Here is a 16,181-nt window from a genome sequence, read left to right on the forward strand (position 1 = left end):
AATAAAACCCATTGAGGAAAGCCCTCAAATAAAAATCCAATGAAGAAATTTCTTTGGCAGCTTCTAATTGCCCTTTTGGTAGTTGGCTGCACTCAAGCCCCTATTAAAGAGGAAGCTAAACCTTTAGAAGAAGCCACTTGGTGGAAGGAAGGAGTTCTTTATCAAATTTATCCACAAAGCTTCAAGGATACGGATGGAGATGGATTTGGAGATTTAAATGGGGTAATTGAAAAACTAGACTACATCCAAAGCCTAGGCGTAACAATGGTTTGGATGAATCCCTTTTTTGATTCTCCGCTTGTGGACAATGGTTACGATGTGAGTGATTACCGAGCCATTCTTCCTCGCTATGGAACGATGGAAGATTTTGAGCGAATGCTCGATGGAATGCATGAGCGCGGGATCAAATTTGTCCTGGATGTAGTGGTAAATCACAGTAGCAATCAGCACGAATGGTTCCTACAATCTAGAAGTTCGAGAGACAACCCTTATCGGGATTATTATCATTGGTGGCCAGCAGAAAAAGGCGAGCCTCCTTATCGCCATAGTCTTTTTGATCCCGGAGGAGCATGGGAATATGATTCCCTAACAAACGCTTATTACCTCCACACTTTCGCCGAAGAACAGCCTGACCTGAATTGGGAAAACCCCAAAGTCCGTCAGGAGGTCTATGATATCATGAAGTTTTGGGCCGAAAAAGGAGTCGATGGATTCCGGATGGATGCCTTTCAATTTGCTAGTAAGGATACAACCTGGCCGGAGTTTCCCGAAGGACATGAAAAAGATTTCATCAAATGGTATGGAATGCGTCCTCAATTACATGAATACCTGAAAGAAATGAATCGGGAGGTAATTGAGAAATACGATGTCTTTGCTGTGGCAGAAGGAGCTGGAAGTACTTTCCAAGATGCCCATGATTTGGTGGATGCTGAGCGGAAAGAGTTACAAATGGCTTATCACTTTGAATCGGTGGATATGTCACGAACACCTGAAGGTTATACCTTATCACAGTTTAAAGATGTATTCAGTCGATGGGATAGTGCCTTCTCAAAAAAAGGTTGGATTGCCATTTTCCTTTCCAACCATGACAATTCCCGGTTAGTGAATCGCTTTGGAAACCCAAGTCCTGAATTCCGTACTCCTTCCACGCAAATGTTAAATACCTTCCTCTTGAGTATGCGTGGGACACCTTACACGTACTATGGGGATGAAATTGGGATGACCAATATCGACATGCCAAACATTGAAGAATATGTGGATGTGGAGGCTATCGGCAAATACAAAACCGCAGTGGCAAATGGTGAGGATTTAGCGGAATTCATGAAAGTATTGAATTACAGTTCCCGTGAAAACGGCCGTACGCCCATGCAATGGGATGATTCGGAGAATGCAGGTTTTACGACCGGAACCCCTTGGAAAAGGGTGAATGAAAACTACAAAGAAATCAATGTAGCCTCTCAAGACTCAGACCCTAACAGCATCTTGAACCATTTCAGAAAAATGACCAAAGTGAGGAAAGATAATCCTGTTTTGGTCTATGGAGATTATGAATTGATCCAAAAGGAGCATCCGGATATTTATGCTTATTCCAGAACCTTGGGTGAAGAAAAAATGCTTGTATTACTGAATTTTTCTAATCAAAATTCATCCATTGATCTTCCGGAAATTGAGGGGGTAGAAACAGTCATTGATAATTACAAGGACTACACAAGAGATGGGGCAGCGTTTGTTTTGAAACCTTATCAGGCTGTGATTTTGAAAATGAAATAAGAGTCTATCCAACTTGGAGTTTCATCCGATTGGAGGTGAGGGCATTGTATTCTCTTACGCTGAAACCAATCATCCACCAAGTCAACCAAGCTACATAGGTGTACATTTCTGCATTTGCTGTGAAAAGGGGCAACAAAAGACCTACTTTGGTTACGGCTCCCACAAATGCAATCCTGGCGGTCATGGTGTCATTCGTTTGGTAAAAAACTCGCAGACTCAAAACTACACCCGTGGCCAGAGTCAATGGGTATAAAAACATCCCAAGCCAGCCCAATTGAACTCCATAAATCAAGAACTGATTTTCTCCACCTACTCGTAAATCATCTGTCACGCTTCCCACATTTCCGCTCATTGCCAGGCCTATCCCAAAAGGATTGGCTAGCATGGAATCTAAGGCAAGAAGCCATTCAACCACGTGACCGATACTAGAACTGTTTTCAAAGGTCAGCGTATCGACGACGAAAAAGTAAAAATCCTCTGAGGCGAAAAAGACCACATAAAGTCCAAAACCAAGCAAACTTAGAAATCCCAAACCGATCAATTTATATAATCGGAAGACCAAAGCGATGAAAAAGATCATGACGAAAAAGGCTCCAAAAGCAGCACGGGAAGCAGAGAAAACCAAACTCCCAAGCGAACAAGCCATCACTAACAAATAGAACCAATTCGTTTCTTTTTTATTGGTCAAAAACCAGATTAATCCCGCGGCAAATCCCATCAAAACCGAACTGGCCATTTCCAAAGGGTCTGAAAAAAAGCTGGCTAATCGCTTTGTGACTGCCTGAGTTTCGAAAGTCCAAGTCAAGCCAAAATTACCGGTTGGATCAATATCATTTATTGCCTGATTGTATAAGGCGTATCCCGTAAACTGCTGTAAATGGGCATTTAGAAGGAAATTTTCCACCAAGTTCACGAAGAAAGCAGCAATCGCCACGATGAAAATGATCTGAAATAAACGTCTGATTTCCATTGCGTCAAACCGGGTATTTCTCCCTAAAAAATACACCATACCCGGAATGAGCATAGTCTTAAAATAAAGGAGCTTATTCATAAACGAGGCTTCTCCTAAAGGCAGAAATAGGTATACAAAAGCTAAAGCAAGAAAGCCCAAAAAAAGCCAATCTGTGGAAAGAAGCCGAATAGGGTATTGGGCTGGCTTTCGCTGATACAATACAAAAACCAATACCGCTATGATAACTACCAATTCCTTTAGAATCTGAAATATTGCCACCGCTTCAGTAGAACGGGTAACCAAATAAACGACACTAAGCGTAGTGATATAAAATGGTAAAAACCCTGCCAGAAAATAGATGAAATAATTCCACTTTCCTTTGAAAAGCATCTCTTGCAAAACCCAAAGAAATCCGGCCCCAATAGCCAATGCCATCAAAATGAAAAAAATCAAGGCCATGTTGGTGCAGGTTTTAATTTGACACTAAAGCCATCTCGGATTCCCTTCGCAACTGCCTTCAGCTTTTTAAATCTACCTCTAAGCAAAAAGTAAATCATCCAAAGGGTAAACCTTACAATATGATAGGAAAAGCCTACAAAGGATAGGTTGGAATTACTTGACCGAAGAAGAAATAATTGATTTCGGACATGGTAATAAAATACCCGCGGACTTAATACTCCCTCATCATGCTTTTTCTTGGAACTGCCACCTGCTTCATGATAAATCCGAGCCTCAGGAACCAAGGCAATTTCAAACCCTTGTTTCCGAATTCTAAGCGACCATTCCACATCTTCGAAATAGGCAAAATATTGCTCATTCAACAAGCCCGCTTCCAAAATCGCTTCGCGTTTGATAAGCATGCAACAACCCGTTGCCCAATCCAATTCTTCCGTTTTGGGGGAATAACTTTGGATATTTTTCCTGTCTCCCAAAGTAATCGCTCTTCCCAACAATTTTTGCCATTTGCCACCTGCACCCCAGATTTTTTGCTTCTCATGCAAAAAACATATGAGAGGTTGAAGTATTCCAAGTTTAGGATTATGAGAAAATTGATGCATCATATTTCCCAAGAAACCTGCCTCCACCTCCGTGTCATTGTTGAGTAATAAAATATGGCTAAATCCCAATTCTAGAGCTTTCCGAATTCCTACATTATTTCCACCGGAAAAACCTAGATTTTTCCCTGTCTCAAGAAGGTGAATGTGTGGAAACTCCTCTTTCAATTGAGCACCTTCTGGGTTTTCAGAACCATTATCAACCACAAATATTTCAAAAGCGGTATAGTCCAAAGATTGTAGAGACTTAAGGCAAGCTCGCGTAAAGATTAACCCGTTCCAATTGACTAATATGATGGCGACTGAAGGATTAGGCATAAAATCCCCGGACTAATTCACGCTTATGCCGGAATAACAGCACCAAGCAAATCAAAAACACTATTACTTCAGTAGAAATAATCCCAATACAAAGACCTATTCCACCCATCAAGCTGGTCAGTAAAGTTGAAACAACCAACATATAGACACACATCATCCAACTCGCTTTAAAAAGCAATTCTTTCAAATCTGCTACCAAGAGCAAGGTGATGTTACCTACATTCAAACAAGCCAAAAACGGTACCGCTGCTAATATTTTCAAGTAGAGAATGGACTCTTCCAAATTTGATTTGGAAAGCACTTGAATAATCCATGGAGCAGAAAAATGCGCCCCTGCTGCAATGACTGCTCCTGTCAATAGCACTCTGAGGTATACTTTCTTCAAAAAGCTAAAAAAGCGACCAGGATCCTCTTTGTGAAGTTTGGAAGCATTAGGAAAAATGGCTTGAATAATCAGGGCAGGGAAAAGACGCAAAACCATCACCACCCGTTCCGCCAAACTGTACATCCCAAGGGTCTCCGCAACCGAGAAAAAGCTCAAAATGATCAATCCGCCATTAATGGAAATGTGGCTAGCTAGATTGGAAAAGAAAAGAAGCAAATTATCCTTCCAGCTTTTCCAGATCGCTGAAAATTCCGGTCGATAGAATCGAATTCCCAGAAATGAATGGATATAAACCAAAAGAAGCAAATTGATAGAAAGCCCAAAAAAGCCCATCATAAAATTGACCCACTTACTTTGCTCAGGGGAATGGATAAAAAGAACGATCCCCATCAAGAAGAGCAATTTGGAGAAAATATTGGCAATGGAAACCAACTTCATTTTCTCCATTCCTTGAAAAAACCAAAGCGGTAAGGTCGCCTCGGAAAAAAGCAATAGGGATGAAAAAACCAGAATGAGCTGATATTCCTGAAATAAATTAAATCCAAAAGCTCCTACCAAAATCAATAGCGTAGCAATAAAAGCTAGGATAGCTTTGGCTGAGAAAACATTGGAGACCAAGTGGGAGAGAGCCATTTTATCATTTTGATTGACAGCCACTTCCCGGGGTGCACTGAGATTGTAGCCAAATCCCACCAGAATATTTAAAAGGATAATTACCGAAAGAGCCAGATTCACTAATCCAAATTGATCCACTCCGATACTTTGAATCAGGAGGGGCATGGAAATAATCGAAATCAGCACATTAGAAGACTGAATCACCGCTAGAAACAAAAAGTTCTGAATAGACTTATTGCGGATAAAATTACTAAGCGGAAGAAGTGCTAATTTTTCAAACATGGCAGCCTAGGTTTTAGCTTTCCTGCACATGTTTTTGGTACAAGCGACGGAAATAAAGATAAAATAAGGTCAGCAAGCCCAAAATAATCGCTCCCAAAACCATGCCCTTGACTAGCCGAATTTCACTTCGCTTCAATGGCAAACGTGGCGAATCAATAATCTGAATCAAAGGTGAATTGTTACGGTGATTGACCTTGGCGATTTCCAGATTTTTGACAATTTCCTGATATACCGCAGCCGTTGCCTGCACATCAATTTGTCGCTTGCGGCTTTCTACCTGAGCGGTATTTAGAAGTGGGTTGACATTAGGAACCGCATCGGTAGCTGAGGCATATTCAGCGATACTTTCATCCAAAATGGCCCGGACCGAATCCGCTTGGGTTTGAAGAATTTCCAGATTTTCGCCCGTTTTCTTGGTTTTGGTTTCGAGATAGAATGTATTGACTTTTTCTACCAACGTTTCATTGAAAACCTTCGCAAAGAGTTCGTCTTTGGAAGAAATACTTACTTGAATGATACTGAGCTTACGATCCGGCTTAGCTACAGAAAGCTGATTCTCCCTAATTCGCTTGGAAACCTGCTGTACCACCGAATCCTGAGCAACCGAAAATTGATCCCGGGGAAGCGAAAAATTCATAGAAGGAATATCCACTTTGGAAGCCCATTTTTTGTCCAATTCCTCAAACTCCACATAGCGATCAATCAACAATTGATCAGAAGAAAAAGGACTCAAAAGCGTCTCACCCAACATTCGATCTGAGCGATATAGCTCCATGATATTGTCTCCCTGAAACAATCCACTCGTACTTCCCAAAGAACCCAAATTAACTCCTACCAATGAAGCCAACCCAGACATTTGGCTAAGGCTAGCTCCATCACTTTCTTCCAAAACAAAAGAAGTCTCAGCATGAAAAACCGGCTTCTTGAAAATGGAAACTAAGGCTCCTAAAATCAGGCCTACTACACCAGCTAAAACCAATGTTTTCCACTTGGAAATGAAAAATAGCAACCATTCATGCAAATTTTGAATGACTTCCTTGAATGTAAACTGATCGTCTGAAAAATGCTTATTAGAATTCATCACAAGTTGATTTGTGAAACAACCAAAACCAAAGTCGCTAATCCAGTAGTAATTCCGACGACATCACCCAAGCGAAGAGGAGGTTTCGGACCTTTGGTCGGAACAATCACTTCAGCCCCAGGCTCGACAGATGGAAAGTTTCGAATGCCAAGAAATCCCTTGGTTCGTTTTACAGCTCCATTTGCATAGACCACATAGGTTTGTTTCCGATTCGCTCTTCGTTCAAACCCTCCAGCACCATTGATATAGTGCTTTAAATTTTTTCCACTTTCAAATCGAAGGGTAGTTGGATATACCACATCTCCCCGCATTCGAACGGTTTGTAATAATTTTGGAACAGATAAAATATCTCCTTCTTCCAAAATCAAATCATCCTCCGAACCAGGATTCTTCAAGATGCTTTCCAAGTCAATGGCAACAGCTTCGGTTTCTCGGATTTTCACAGCAAAACCCGGCGTTTCTGAAGCAATCTGATCCAAGGATTCTTTTTTAGTTTTTGCAATAAGGGTATCCACAGGATTTTCATCCACGGACAAATCCGAAAATAAACGTCGCAATAATTCTTCTTGAGCCTCCGAGTTGTTTGGATCCTCCAACAATTGTAAACGGAGGGATTCCAAATTTCTACGTCTTCGAATCTGCTCGGATTCAGTATTGAAAAACTCAGTTCTTCGAATTAACGTGGCGCCTTTTGCATAGGCAAATTGGTTGAGTCCACCAGCTCTTTTTATCAAATCGGAAATCCGCTCATCGGCACTTTGAATAGCAAATATTCCAGGAGATAAAACCTGCCCTTCGACTGCGACAAGCTTTTGCATGGTAAAGGCAGCTTTCTTCCGCACGATCACCTGATCAAATGGCTGCAAGGTTTGAGGGATATTTCCAGGGGATAAATTCGGATTTACCTTCACCGGAATAATGTCAGACAACGTTCCTAAATCTGAATCTTCCAGTCTACGGGCAATTTCAATATCATTGGGATTAGCAGACTCTTCCAACCCTCCTGCCAAAATCAGCAGCTCCTCAACTGTCATAGATTCAGAATAGGGATAAACTCCAGGCTTCATGACTTCGCCCAAAACCTGAACGTACTGCTCTGTTTGGATATCATAAATGCTGGAAATCCGAACCACATCTTCTCGCTGCAAAGCAATATCAGGTGCCGTTCCGTTTAAAATTTCTCTCAAATTGACCTGAATCATTTCAGTACTCAAATCATTTTTGGTTCGCAGAATACTAGCTTGCTCTAAATATGCGTCGCCACGTAAACCCTCTGCATTTTTAACCAATTGAGAAAGTGTCAATCCTTCTGAAAGAGCAAAAGTACCTGCCCGATAAACGGCTCCTTTTATTTGAACCCGATTACTGTATCGATCCAAAATTCTTCCAACCGTAATTCGATCGCCTCCTTGAAGAAGGAACATCCCAAATTGATTTTGGTATACATCTGAAACAGCTCGCTGATTATCCCCAATTCTGGAAATAGCCACTCGATTTCTAAAAGCCTCATCCGTAAACCCTCCAGCATAGCGGAGCAAATCTTCCAGAGTTTCCCCGTCATTCATCTCAAAAATCATCGGGCGCTTTACTTCCCCGGATATTTCAACTCTTGAAAGGTAAGGAGTGACCAAAATAACATCCTGATCCTGGAGCTGAAGATCCAAGCCAGCTGTCCCATCGATCAATAAATCGTAAACATCAACTTCGGAAATCTGTCGGTTATTTCTCACCACCTTAATTTTTCGCATGGTCCCATTTTCATTGGGTCCCCCAGCTGCATATAAGGCATTGAATACCGTAGAAAAGGCACTAAGCGTAAACGTCCCGGGCAATCGCACTTCTCCTAGAATATGTACTTTGATCGTACGTACATTACCCAAAGTCACCTGTAAAAAAGTAGTCGGATTGGAGCTTACTAAACTTGGGTAATACCGGCCTACGCGATTTTTGATAATTGCGGTCGCTTCCTCTATCGTTTTACCCGAAACGGCAACCGGACCAATATTATCCAGAAGAACGAAACCATCAGGGTTTACCGTAGCTTCGTAGTATTGCTCGGATTCTCCATAGATATCCACATACACCATGTCCCCTGAACCCAAGACATAATTTCTCGGGGTGGCCTGATTGAGACTTGGCTCAAAGCTTAATCTTCGGTTTTTTTGATAGAAAAGATCTGCTCCGAAAATATTGGATTCTGGATTTTCAGAATTAATCAATTCCTGAGGTTCATAGATTCCTCGGGTAATTTCATTGAAATCTACCTGTTGGCGAGGGGCTCTTTTTGAAGCGATACTTTGCCGTCCGCTTGTGCTACTCATGTCAAGCTCCTCCAATCTTCTTCGAAGCTTATCTACCTCAGCGGAAGGCATTCCCTGCATTTCTGCCATTTGAAGAAACTGCAAGGTGCTGAGCCCTGCTTCATTTGCTCTGCGAACCAACTCTTGAATCTGCTGATCCGAAAGTTCATCCACTTGAATGGTACGAATGTCAATGTTTTCCTGCGCAGTAACTGTGGATTTCGTCCCAAAAACCAAAAGGGCAAAAAGCAGGAAAAAATAAGAAAAGCGTAAAGTTATCCTCATGTGAAAATGCAGACCTGGGTGAATTTCAAGCAAATATGCGACTTAAAAATCCATGAAATTCCTCTTTAAACCAAAAATAGTTACAAAAAGCTAGTGATTTGAGGGCTTCTTACCTTACTCTGTACAGTTTTTACAAATTTCAATTTGTGTCCTATCCTTTAGCAATTGCCCTCGAAATGCTTGATAAGGAGCTGATTTCCAAATTTGATCCATAGTCTCCGAACTGAAGTTTCCCATCACATGCTGGGCATCCTTGTCAAAGCAACAGGGTACGACTTTTCCATCCCAAGTTACCACTGCTCCTTGCCACATGCGCCAACATTTATTTTCGATCTTTTTCTTCAGCTTCCATTTTCCCTTTCCATCCGGTACATATCGGGAATAGCCCAAATCCGAAGGAATCAACTCAGATCCATTTTCAAAGTCATAAATCTGGGTGGTTTTTAATTGCAATTCATCTACGCCTAATTCTTTTACCCATTTTTTCAAAGCAGGAATTTGATGCTCATTTTGTCCTGTCACCAAAAACTGAAGTACTACTCGGGGGAATTTTTGGCCAGATTCTTTTCGCTTTTGAAGTAAAAGTTGGAGGCCTTGTTCTACTTTTTCCAGCTTTCCACCGACCCGATATTGCTCATAAACTTCCTGAGTAATTCCATCCATAGAAACGATTAACTGACGGAGCCCGCTTTTTAGCAGATTTTCCACTCGCTTTTCATCTAAATAATGAGCATTGGTGGAAGTGGAGGTGAAAATTCCCTGCGAATGAGCAAAAGAAACTAATTCCAAGAATTGGGGATGTAAAAAGGGCTCACCCTGAAAGTACAAATGAAGCCAGGTAAGATGATCCTTTACCTGATGAATGACCGATTGGAAAAGTTCAGGTTGCAACATGCCCGTAGGACGGGTAAATGACCGTAAACCTGAAGGACATTCCGGACAACGTAGATTACAGCTTGTCGTAGGTTCTATGCTTAAAGCCGTCGGCTTACCCCACACAATAGGTTTTTTTATAAGTCGACTTAGCTGAAAAGAAGTGCCCAACAAAAAAATATTCCAGACCTTGGGCCAGGAAAGAAGTCGGAAAAAGGCAAAAGCTGTCAGAACCTGATTTTTCACATCCGAAAAATAAACCATTCTAAATCGAAGACCCAAGAGTATACTTAAAAGTAGCGCCTCACGTTCCTTTGAAAAAGCCTGAAATCCTTACTTTTGAATCAAATTTTCCAATTATGAACAAACTATCACTGCTTGGAATCGGATGCATGCTGCTGCTTCTCTTTTCATGTGGAAGCAAAAACGAAACCTGCGAATTGGATTCAGACATTCTTTCTCAGGATTTAGATGTGGAAGTTGTTCGCTTGGAGCAAGAGTTTTTTGAGGCTGAGACCCAGGAAGATTTTCAATACCTACTGGAAAAATACCCGGAGTTTACCAAAATTTATCTTCAGGCTTACCTTTACAATTCTATGGATTCTTTGACGATGGATTTGCTACAGATTCATCATGATTCCGCCATGCAGGTATTGAATGATTCAGTTCAGTTGGTTTTTCAGGATTTTACGGACGTGAAAGAGGAATTGGAAAATGCCTTCAAATACATCCGACATTATTTCCCGGATTTTCAGGTTCCGAAAGTCTATACCTTCGTCTCCGGTTTCAATTCAGATTTGGTAGTCACCGAAGAGATCATCGTGATTGGTTTGGACTATTTCTTGCCGGCCAGCCATTCATTCCAACCTGAATTGCCTCGATACATGGCAGAGCGCTACGAAAAGGCTTACATAGTTCCCATGATTGTGACTGCCATTTCCTCCCGATATAATCAAACCGATCCGCGGGATAATACTCTACTGGCTGAAATGATCTACTATGGAAAATCCTATCATTTCACTAAAGCCGTTCTTCCTTGTACTTCCGATCAGTTTATAATTGGTTATACTCCGGATCAAATTGCCGAGTCCTTTGCCAATGAGGAATACATTTGGGCGCATTTTGTAGAAAATGAATTGTTATACGAAACCAACCCTTTTGAGATTCGAAAGTACATGGGCGAGGCTCCCTTCACAGATGCAATCAGCACAGTCGCTCCAGGTCGTCTAGGGCGTTGGCTGGGATGGAATATCGTAGATGATTACGTTTTTAATCAGGATGTCTCCTTACCAAACTTGATGAGAAACAGCAATGCGGAGGAAATTTTTAGGCAGTCAGGATATAGACCTCGTCCCCCTGCATAGGAGGATACTTATCAGGTTGGATGACCGATAAAAGTCGCTGTACCGCAAGCTCTTTTCGGAAATATTTCTCCGCCAAACTTCGGGCATTTATCTGCATCTGAAGAATTTGGGATTTATCATTTTCCATTTTCTCCAGCTGCTGGAAACAGTGATCTAATTTTCCGGGAAGACAGCTTATTCCTAATTCATGTTGCTTGACTAATTGGTAAACCCATCCTTTATGGTTCACCAAAATGGCTTTTCCAGCTGCCAAAGCATCAAAAAACTTATTGGGGCTGTTCGTTTTTAAAACCGGCAAATGCGCAAAAGAAATCCAGGCGAAATCGGCTATGGAAAGCAATTGATTTACTGCTTCTTTGGAACCAAAAGGAAAAAAACGAACTTGATTCAAACCCCTTTGCTGAGCATCTCGAATCAATAATTCCCTATGACTTCCTTCACCCATAATCAGAAACTGCCAGTTTTTCTGTTTTCTCTTTGCTAGTTCAGCCAAACCCAATAGCTCTTCTACACCATTAACTTGTCCTAAAGCACCAGTATAGGCAATCGTGAGTTGATCCCCCAATCCCCACCTTTCCAGAAGATCTTTTGATTTTAACTGAGGATAAAAGCGATCCAAATCTGAAAAATTAGGAATAATACTCGTCTTCTTTTGAGGACTAACCTGTCGGATATGTTTGGCGATTCCCGGAGAAAGGGCTACGAGAGATAGCGACTGATCATATACCTTCTTTTCAAAATTGCGGAGTATTCGGATCAAAAGGGGATTTCGAATTGCTCCCACTTGGATAGGGGCTTCCGGCCAAATATCCCGAATCTCAAAAATATAGGGTGTGGCCAATCGCTTCTTTGCCCAAAGTCCAATCAAGCCAGTAGTCAAAGGAGTCGAGCTCACGTACAGAAGGTCTGCTCGACCAATTTTCTTCAATAATCGACGGGATTTCCTGACAAACTCGAGGAAGGCCAAAACCCTTCGAAAAAACCCAAATCGCTGATCATAGGAAACAGGCAAATAATGCACTTTAAAGCCCTCGATCCATTGTTGATCGTAATGATGTATATTCTTACCACTAATTACTTCGACCTGTATTCCGGCATCTGCTAAGCCTTTTGCGAGATGGTAAGAACGCACAGCGCCACCTTCATCAGGGGTGCGAAAATATTGGTGGATATAAAAGATCCTCATGGCTTTTGCAATTTCAGCCATTCGGCCAAAAGAAAGAAATTATAGATGGTCAAAAAGTGCGTTCTAACATAATCTTGGGGTTTTGACAAAATAGTTTTCGTCGCCTCAGGCAAATCCTTTCTATAGTTAATTTCAAATTCCTGAACGGTAGAAAAGATCCAAGATGAAAAATCATTTTTTTCACTCAGCCATTCCAAAAGAGGAAGTCCAAATCCCAATTTTTTGCGATCAGCTACCCAACCCAATTCTAAATCCTGCAAACTTTGACGAATCCACTTTTTCCCGATCAAGTCCTCCTCATTTTCAATTTGCTCCCAAAAGTTCATCATCTCCTGATCCAGATAAGGAGATCTGCCTTCGATCCCATGAGCCATCAAAGCATTGTCCTGAATTTTCAGGATATCCTGCACCAAGTAGATTTGTCGATCAAAATCAAGCATCTGCTTGTATAGGGGAAGCTTCTTTCGGAAAACCCGTTCATAGTCTTCAAACAAATCAGAAGAAAGCGTTTCTAAAGCTGAAAAATTCAAAAAAGTCTTCCTTGGATCAACATCGATCCCAGAGAAAAACTTATTCCAATTTCTTCCAAAAGGTAATTTTCCGACAAAGGAAGGAATCTTTAACAAGAGCCCTTGATTTTTCAGGTAAGTATGAAAAGCCTTGTGTCGCTGATAGCCACCCCAAAGTTCATCAGCTCCAGCTCCAGAAATCAGCACTTTTACAGATTCTTTGGCTTTTTTTCCTATCAACCAAACTAAGAAACTCGCTGAATCCCCAACCGGATAATCCAAATTTTGAAGGTAATCTTCCCAATTTTCTCGAAAGATAGTACGATTAACTTCCACCGAAACCTGGTCAAAAGGAAGCTTCTTGTGAAGCCTCTTGACCGCTAAGCCATCATCATATTTCTTTTGGACAGCCTTTTCAAATTGAGCTGTAAAAGCTGGAAGAGGAACCCCCGTTTCATAATACCAAAGAGCATACAACAAGGTACTATCAGAACCTCCACTTAGGAGCATTCCCAAAGGAACATCAGCGTGAAATTGCTTCAGAACTGCATCCTTGAGCAGTTCAGTAAATCGGTTTTGGTTTTTCTCTTTTTCTAATGTTTTGTTCTTTGGAATATCATCCCAACGAAAGGCAGATTGATCCCGAATGAGGCTAAAACGTGCTGGTTTCCATTCTTTAACTCCTTTGAAAAAAGTCTTGCCGGGCTGGGGGGTACGCAGGTAATGAAAATATTCAACCTGCACCATATCCACAGCAGAACCTATCAACTTGGCAATTCCTCTGCTCTCTGAAGAAAGGAATAGTGAATCATGCGTTTGATGATAGTAAAGAGGCTTTTCGCCGTTTTTATCCCGAGCCACCAGAATATTTTGAGCAGACAAATCCACAAAAACCAAGGCAAACATTCCCTGAAGTTTCTCCAACCCAGCTGTACCAAAAATCTTAAGCCAGTGAAGAAGTACTTCCGTGTCAGATCGAGTGAAAAACTCAACCCCCATCTTTAGAAGGAGGTTTCGTAAATCCTGATAATTATAGATTTCCCCATTCCAAATTAGGAGATGATTTCCATCCGGAGACCAAAAAGGCTGATCCGCTTCTGGACCAGGGTGAAGAATTTTCAGCCGATTTACTCCAATCCAAATCCCCGGCCAAGGACTTAGCTTGTCCTCTTGGTCAGGGCCGCGATGCTTGGCACTGTCCATCAGGACGTTCAAAGCCTCTTCATTGGCTCCCTTTCCCCAAACAACGTGGATTCCACACATTAGCTTTTGGTTTTTTTGGCCGGTTTCAAACCGTGCTGCTTTTCATAATAACGGCAGAAATAAGAAATTTTACATTCCTCACATTTAGGTTTACGGGCTAAGCAAGTATAGCGTCCATGTAAAATCAACCAATGATGAGCCTGATGAATAAATTCTTTAGGAATATGCTTGACCAATTGCTTCTCCACTTCCAGTGGGGTTTTAGCGGACATGGGAACAAGACCCAAGCGCTTGGAAACACGGAATACATGGGTATCCACCGCCATATTGGGCTGCTGCCAAACCACGGAGGTAATCACGTTGGCTGTCTTTCGACCTACGCCCGGAAGTTTGATTAAATCCGCTACCGTATCCGGAACTTCAGAATTGAAATCCTCGACCAACATCTTTCCCAACCCGAGTAAATGTTTGGTTTTGTTATTCGGATATGAGACTGTTTTGATATAGGGAAAAAGCTCATCAAAATTTGATGCAGCCAAATGTTCTGGGGTAGGAAAATCCCGAAACAAGGCAGGAGTCACCATATTAATCCGTTTATCCGTGCATTGAGCAGAGAGGACTACCGCTATGAGTAACTGGAACGGATTCTCGTACTCAAGCTCCGTTTCTGCCACCGGCATATTTTTAGAAAAGTAATCGATAAAGGCTTGATAGCGCTCTTTTTTAAGCATGAATTTTAAACTTGGATTGGGAGATGAAGATAATTAATATTAAAGGATTCAAGCGTCGAAAAATGGAAAAATCCTCTGATCAAAAGCTCTCTAACACTATGAAAAACCTTTCATTATTTTGCTTCCTGATTCTTTTTCTCTCCGGTTTTCAAACTGTTCAAGGACAAAGCAGACCCAGAGAACTTGGTGTTCCATTTGGGGTTTTAGCGCCTGGAAAATTAAATGCCATCACAGATGTGGCTGGAGTGAAAGTCGGGCATTTCACAAAGATCGAAGGAGACTCCATTCGAACGGGAGTAACGGCCATTTTAGCTCATGGAGGAAATATTTTTCAGGAAAAAGTACCTGCAGCGATCTATGTTGGCAATGGATTTGGAAAACTCGCAGGCATCACTCAAGTACAGGAATTAGGTTTATTAGAAAGCCCAATTATTCTAACCAATACCTTATCCGTTGCCGCGGGAATTGAAGGCGCTGTTCGCTATACACTAAATCAATCCGGAAATGAGTCGGTGCAATCCGTGAATGCTGTAGTAGGAGAAACTAATGATGGCTTTCTAAATGATATTCGGGGAATGCATATTTCTCCCGAAGAAGTCATAGCAACTATTCAAGCTGCCAAGGAGGATCTTGTACAAGAAGGAAACATAGGAGCAGGAACGGGTACTATTTGTTTTGGTTGGAAAGGAGGGATAGGAACAGCTTCCAGAAAACTACCTGAATCACTTGGAGGATACACAGTTGGTGTTTTGGTTCAAAGCAATTTTGGTGGAAACCTTCAAATTGGTGGAGTTCCAGTAGGTGAAAAACTTGAGAAATATCCCTTCCGGAATGCGATCGAAAAAGCAGATGGCAGTTGCATGATTGTGGTGGCTACCGATGCCCCTGTCCTATCTAGAAATTTGGAGCGGATGGCCAAAAGAGCCATGATGGGTTTGGCAAAAACAGGAGGAATTGCCTCGAATGGTTCGGGAGATTATGTAATTTCTTTCTCAACTGCCGAATCACTACGCTCTGCCTATTCTGCTAAATCGGGGGAATTGGAACAAGCTGAAATTCTACGAAATGACGACATGAGTGCCCTTTTCATGGCTGTCATAGAAGCGACGGAAGAAGCAATTATCAATTCACTTTTTGCAGCAGAAACAATGGAAGGAAAGCAAGGTCGAACCGTTGAAGCTTTGCCCAAAGAGCAGGTGTTGGAATGGATTAATAAGCAATAATTTTTTTCCTCATAAATCCATTTTGTAAACCTATCCCTAACTTTCTTTT

12 protein-coding genes are annotated in these 16,181 nt (G+C 41.6%); 3 read left to right on the forward strand and 9 right to left on the reverse strand.

Annotation, left to right across the window (positions count from 1 at the left end; genetic code table 11):
- Nucleotides 1-39: 39 nt before the first annotated feature.
- Nucleotides 40-1,770: a glycoside hydrolase family 13 protein gene (locus tag E4S40_RS05540; protein ID WP_135072019.1), complete on the forward strand. Its 1,731-nt coding sequence runs from the start codon at nucleotides 40-42 to the stop codon at nucleotides 1,768-1,770.
- Between the two features lie 4 nt (nucleotides 1,771-1,774).
- Here E4S40_RS05540 and E4S40_RS05545 read toward each other — a convergent pair whose 3' ends face one another.
- The 6 genes from E4S40_RS05545 to E4S40_RS05570 all read right to left on the reverse strand — a co-directional run bounded on the left by E4S40_RS05545 (nucleotide 1,775) and on the right by E4S40_RS05570 (nucleotide 10,162).
- Nucleotides 1,775-3,181, reverse strand: a complete 1,407-nt coding sequence (locus E4S40_RS05545) for an O-antigen ligase domain-containing protein (protein WP_135072021.1) — start codon at nucleotides 3,179-3,181, stop codon at nucleotides 1,775-1,777.
- Nucleotides 3,172-4,095 (reverse strand): glycosyltransferase family 2 protein, encoded by a 924-nt coding sequence (locus tag E4S40_RS05550; RefSeq protein WP_135072023.1) that lies wholly within the window; start codon nucleotides 4,093-4,095, stop codon nucleotides 3,172-3,174. Before E4S40_RS05550 ends, E4S40_RS05545 begins: the two co-directional genes overlap by 10 nt.
- Nucleotides 4,088-5,377 (reverse strand): oligosaccharide flippase family protein, encoded by a 1,290-nt coding sequence (locus tag E4S40_RS05555; protein WP_135072025.1) that lies wholly within the window; start codon nucleotides 5,375-5,377, stop codon nucleotides 4,088-4,090. Before E4S40_RS05555 ends, E4S40_RS05550 begins: the two co-directional genes overlap by 8 nt.
- A 13-nt stretch (nucleotides 5,378-5,390) precedes the next feature.
- On the reverse strand, nucleotides 5,391-6,458 hold the full coding sequence (locus E4S40_RS05560) for a GumC domain-containing protein (RefSeq protein WP_135072027.1): 1,068 nt from the start codon (nucleotides 6,456-6,458) through the stop codon (nucleotides 5,391-5,393).
- Nucleotides 6,458-9,043, reverse strand: a complete 2,586-nt coding sequence (locus tag E4S40_RS05565; protein WP_135072029.1) for an SLBB domain-containing protein — start codon at nucleotides 9,041-9,043, stop codon at nucleotides 6,458-6,460. Before E4S40_RS05565 ends, E4S40_RS05560 begins: the two co-directional genes overlap by 1 nt.
- A 114-nt stretch (nucleotides 9,044-9,157) precedes the next feature.
- Nucleotides 9,158-10,162 (reverse strand): radical SAM/SPASM domain-containing protein, encoded by a 1,005-nt coding sequence (locus tag E4S40_RS05570; RefSeq protein ID WP_237563136.1) that lies wholly within the window; start codon nucleotides 10,160-10,162, stop codon nucleotides 9,158-9,160.
- 113 nt (nucleotides 10,163-10,275) lie between these two features.
- On the opposite strand from E4S40_RS05570, the gene gldB reads away from it, so the two are divergent.
- On the forward strand, nucleotides 10,276-11,280 hold the full coding sequence (gldB, locus tag E4S40_RS05575) for a gliding motility lipoprotein GldB (RefSeq protein WP_135072034.1): 1,005 nt from the start codon (nucleotides 10,276-10,278) through the stop codon (nucleotides 11,278-11,280).
- Here gldB and E4S40_RS05580 read toward each other — a convergent pair.
- From E4S40_RS05580 to nth, 3 genes are read right to left on the reverse strand one after another with little or no spacing between them, the layout of a single operon-like run.
- Nucleotides 11,243-12,466, reverse strand: coding sequence for a glycosyltransferase family 4 protein (locus tag E4S40_RS05580; protein WP_135072036.1), 1,224 nt, complete (start codon nucleotides 12,464-12,466; stop codon nucleotides 11,243-11,245). The two genes, gldB and E4S40_RS05580, sit on opposite strands and share 38 nt — an antisense overlap.
- A complete protein-coding gene (gene asnB, locus E4S40_RS05585) occupies nucleotides 12,463-14,238 on the reverse strand; it encodes an asparagine synthase (glutamine-hydrolyzing) (RefSeq protein WP_135072038.1) in 1,776 nt (591 codons plus the stop codon). Before asnB ends, E4S40_RS05580 begins: the two co-directional genes overlap by 4 nt.
- Nucleotides 14,238-14,909 carry an endonuclease III gene (gene nth, locus E4S40_RS05590; protein WP_135072040.1) on the reverse strand — a complete coding sequence of 224 codons (672 nt, stop codon included), beginning with the start codon at nucleotides 14,907-14,909 and terminating at the stop codon, nucleotides 14,238-14,240. Before nth ends, asnB begins: the two co-directional genes overlap by 1 nt.
- Before the next feature lie 98 nt (nucleotides 14,910-15,007).
- On the opposite strand from nth, the gene E4S40_RS05595 reads away from it, so the two are divergent.
- Nucleotides 15,008-16,132 carry a DmpA family aminopeptidase gene (locus E4S40_RS05595; RefSeq protein ID WP_135072042.1) on the forward strand — a complete coding sequence of 375 codons (1,125 nt, stop codon included), beginning with the start codon at nucleotides 15,008-15,010 and terminating at the stop codon, nucleotides 16,130-16,132.
- Nucleotides 16,133-16,181: the final 49 nt, after the last annotated feature.

Origin of the sequence: Algoriphagus kandeliae (assembly GCF_004571135.1) — a bacterium.
GTDB lineage: Bacteria > Bacteroidota > Bacteroidia > Cytophagales > Cyclobacteriaceae > Algoriphagus > Algoriphagus kandeliae.

Bases quoted from the DNA above. Each gene is read 5' to 3' on its own strand.
- E4S40_RS05555 (WP_135072025.1), bottom strand. From the start codon at position 5,377: ATGTTTGAAAAATTAGCACTTCTTCCGCTTAGTAATTTTATCCGCAAT.
- asnB (WP_135072038.1), bottom strand. From the start codon at position 14,238: ATGTGTGGAATCCACGTTGTTTGGGGAAAGGGAGCCAATGAAGAGGCT.
- E4S40_RS05550 (WP_135072023.1), bottom strand. From the start codon at position 4,095: ATGCCTAATCCTTCAGTCGCCATCATATTAGTCAATTGGAACGGGTTA.
- E4S40_RS05595 (WP_135072042.1), top strand. From the start codon at position 15,008: ATGAAAAACCTTTCATTATTTTGCTTCCTGATTCTTTTTCTCTCCGGT.
- E4S40_RS05565 (WP_135072029.1), bottom strand. From the start codon at position 9,043: ATGAGGATAACTTTACGCTTTTCTTATTTTTTCCTGCTTTTTGCCCTT.
- E4S40_RS05580 (WP_135072036.1), bottom strand. From the start codon at position 12,466: ATGAGGATCTTTTATATCCACCAATATTTTCGCACCCCTGATGAAGGT.
- E4S40_RS05560 (WP_135072027.1), bottom strand. From the start codon at position 6,458: ATGAATTCTAATAAGCATTTTTCAGACGATCAGTTTACATTCAAGGAA.
- E4S40_RS05545 (WP_135072021.1), bottom strand. From the start codon at position 3,181: ATGGCCTTGATTTTTTTCATTTTGATGGCATTGGCTATTGGGGCCGGA.
- gldB (WP_135072034.1), top strand. From the start codon at position 10,276: ATGAACAAACTATCACTGCTTGGAATCGGATGCATGCTGCTGCTTCTC.
- nth (WP_135072040.1), bottom strand. From the start codon at position 14,909: ATGCTTAAAAAAGAGCGCTATCAAGCCTTTATCGATTACTTTTCTAAA.
- E4S40_RS05540 (WP_135072019.1), top strand. From the start codon at position 40: ATGAAGAAATTTCTTTGGCAGCTTCTAATTGCCCTTTTGGTAGTTGGC.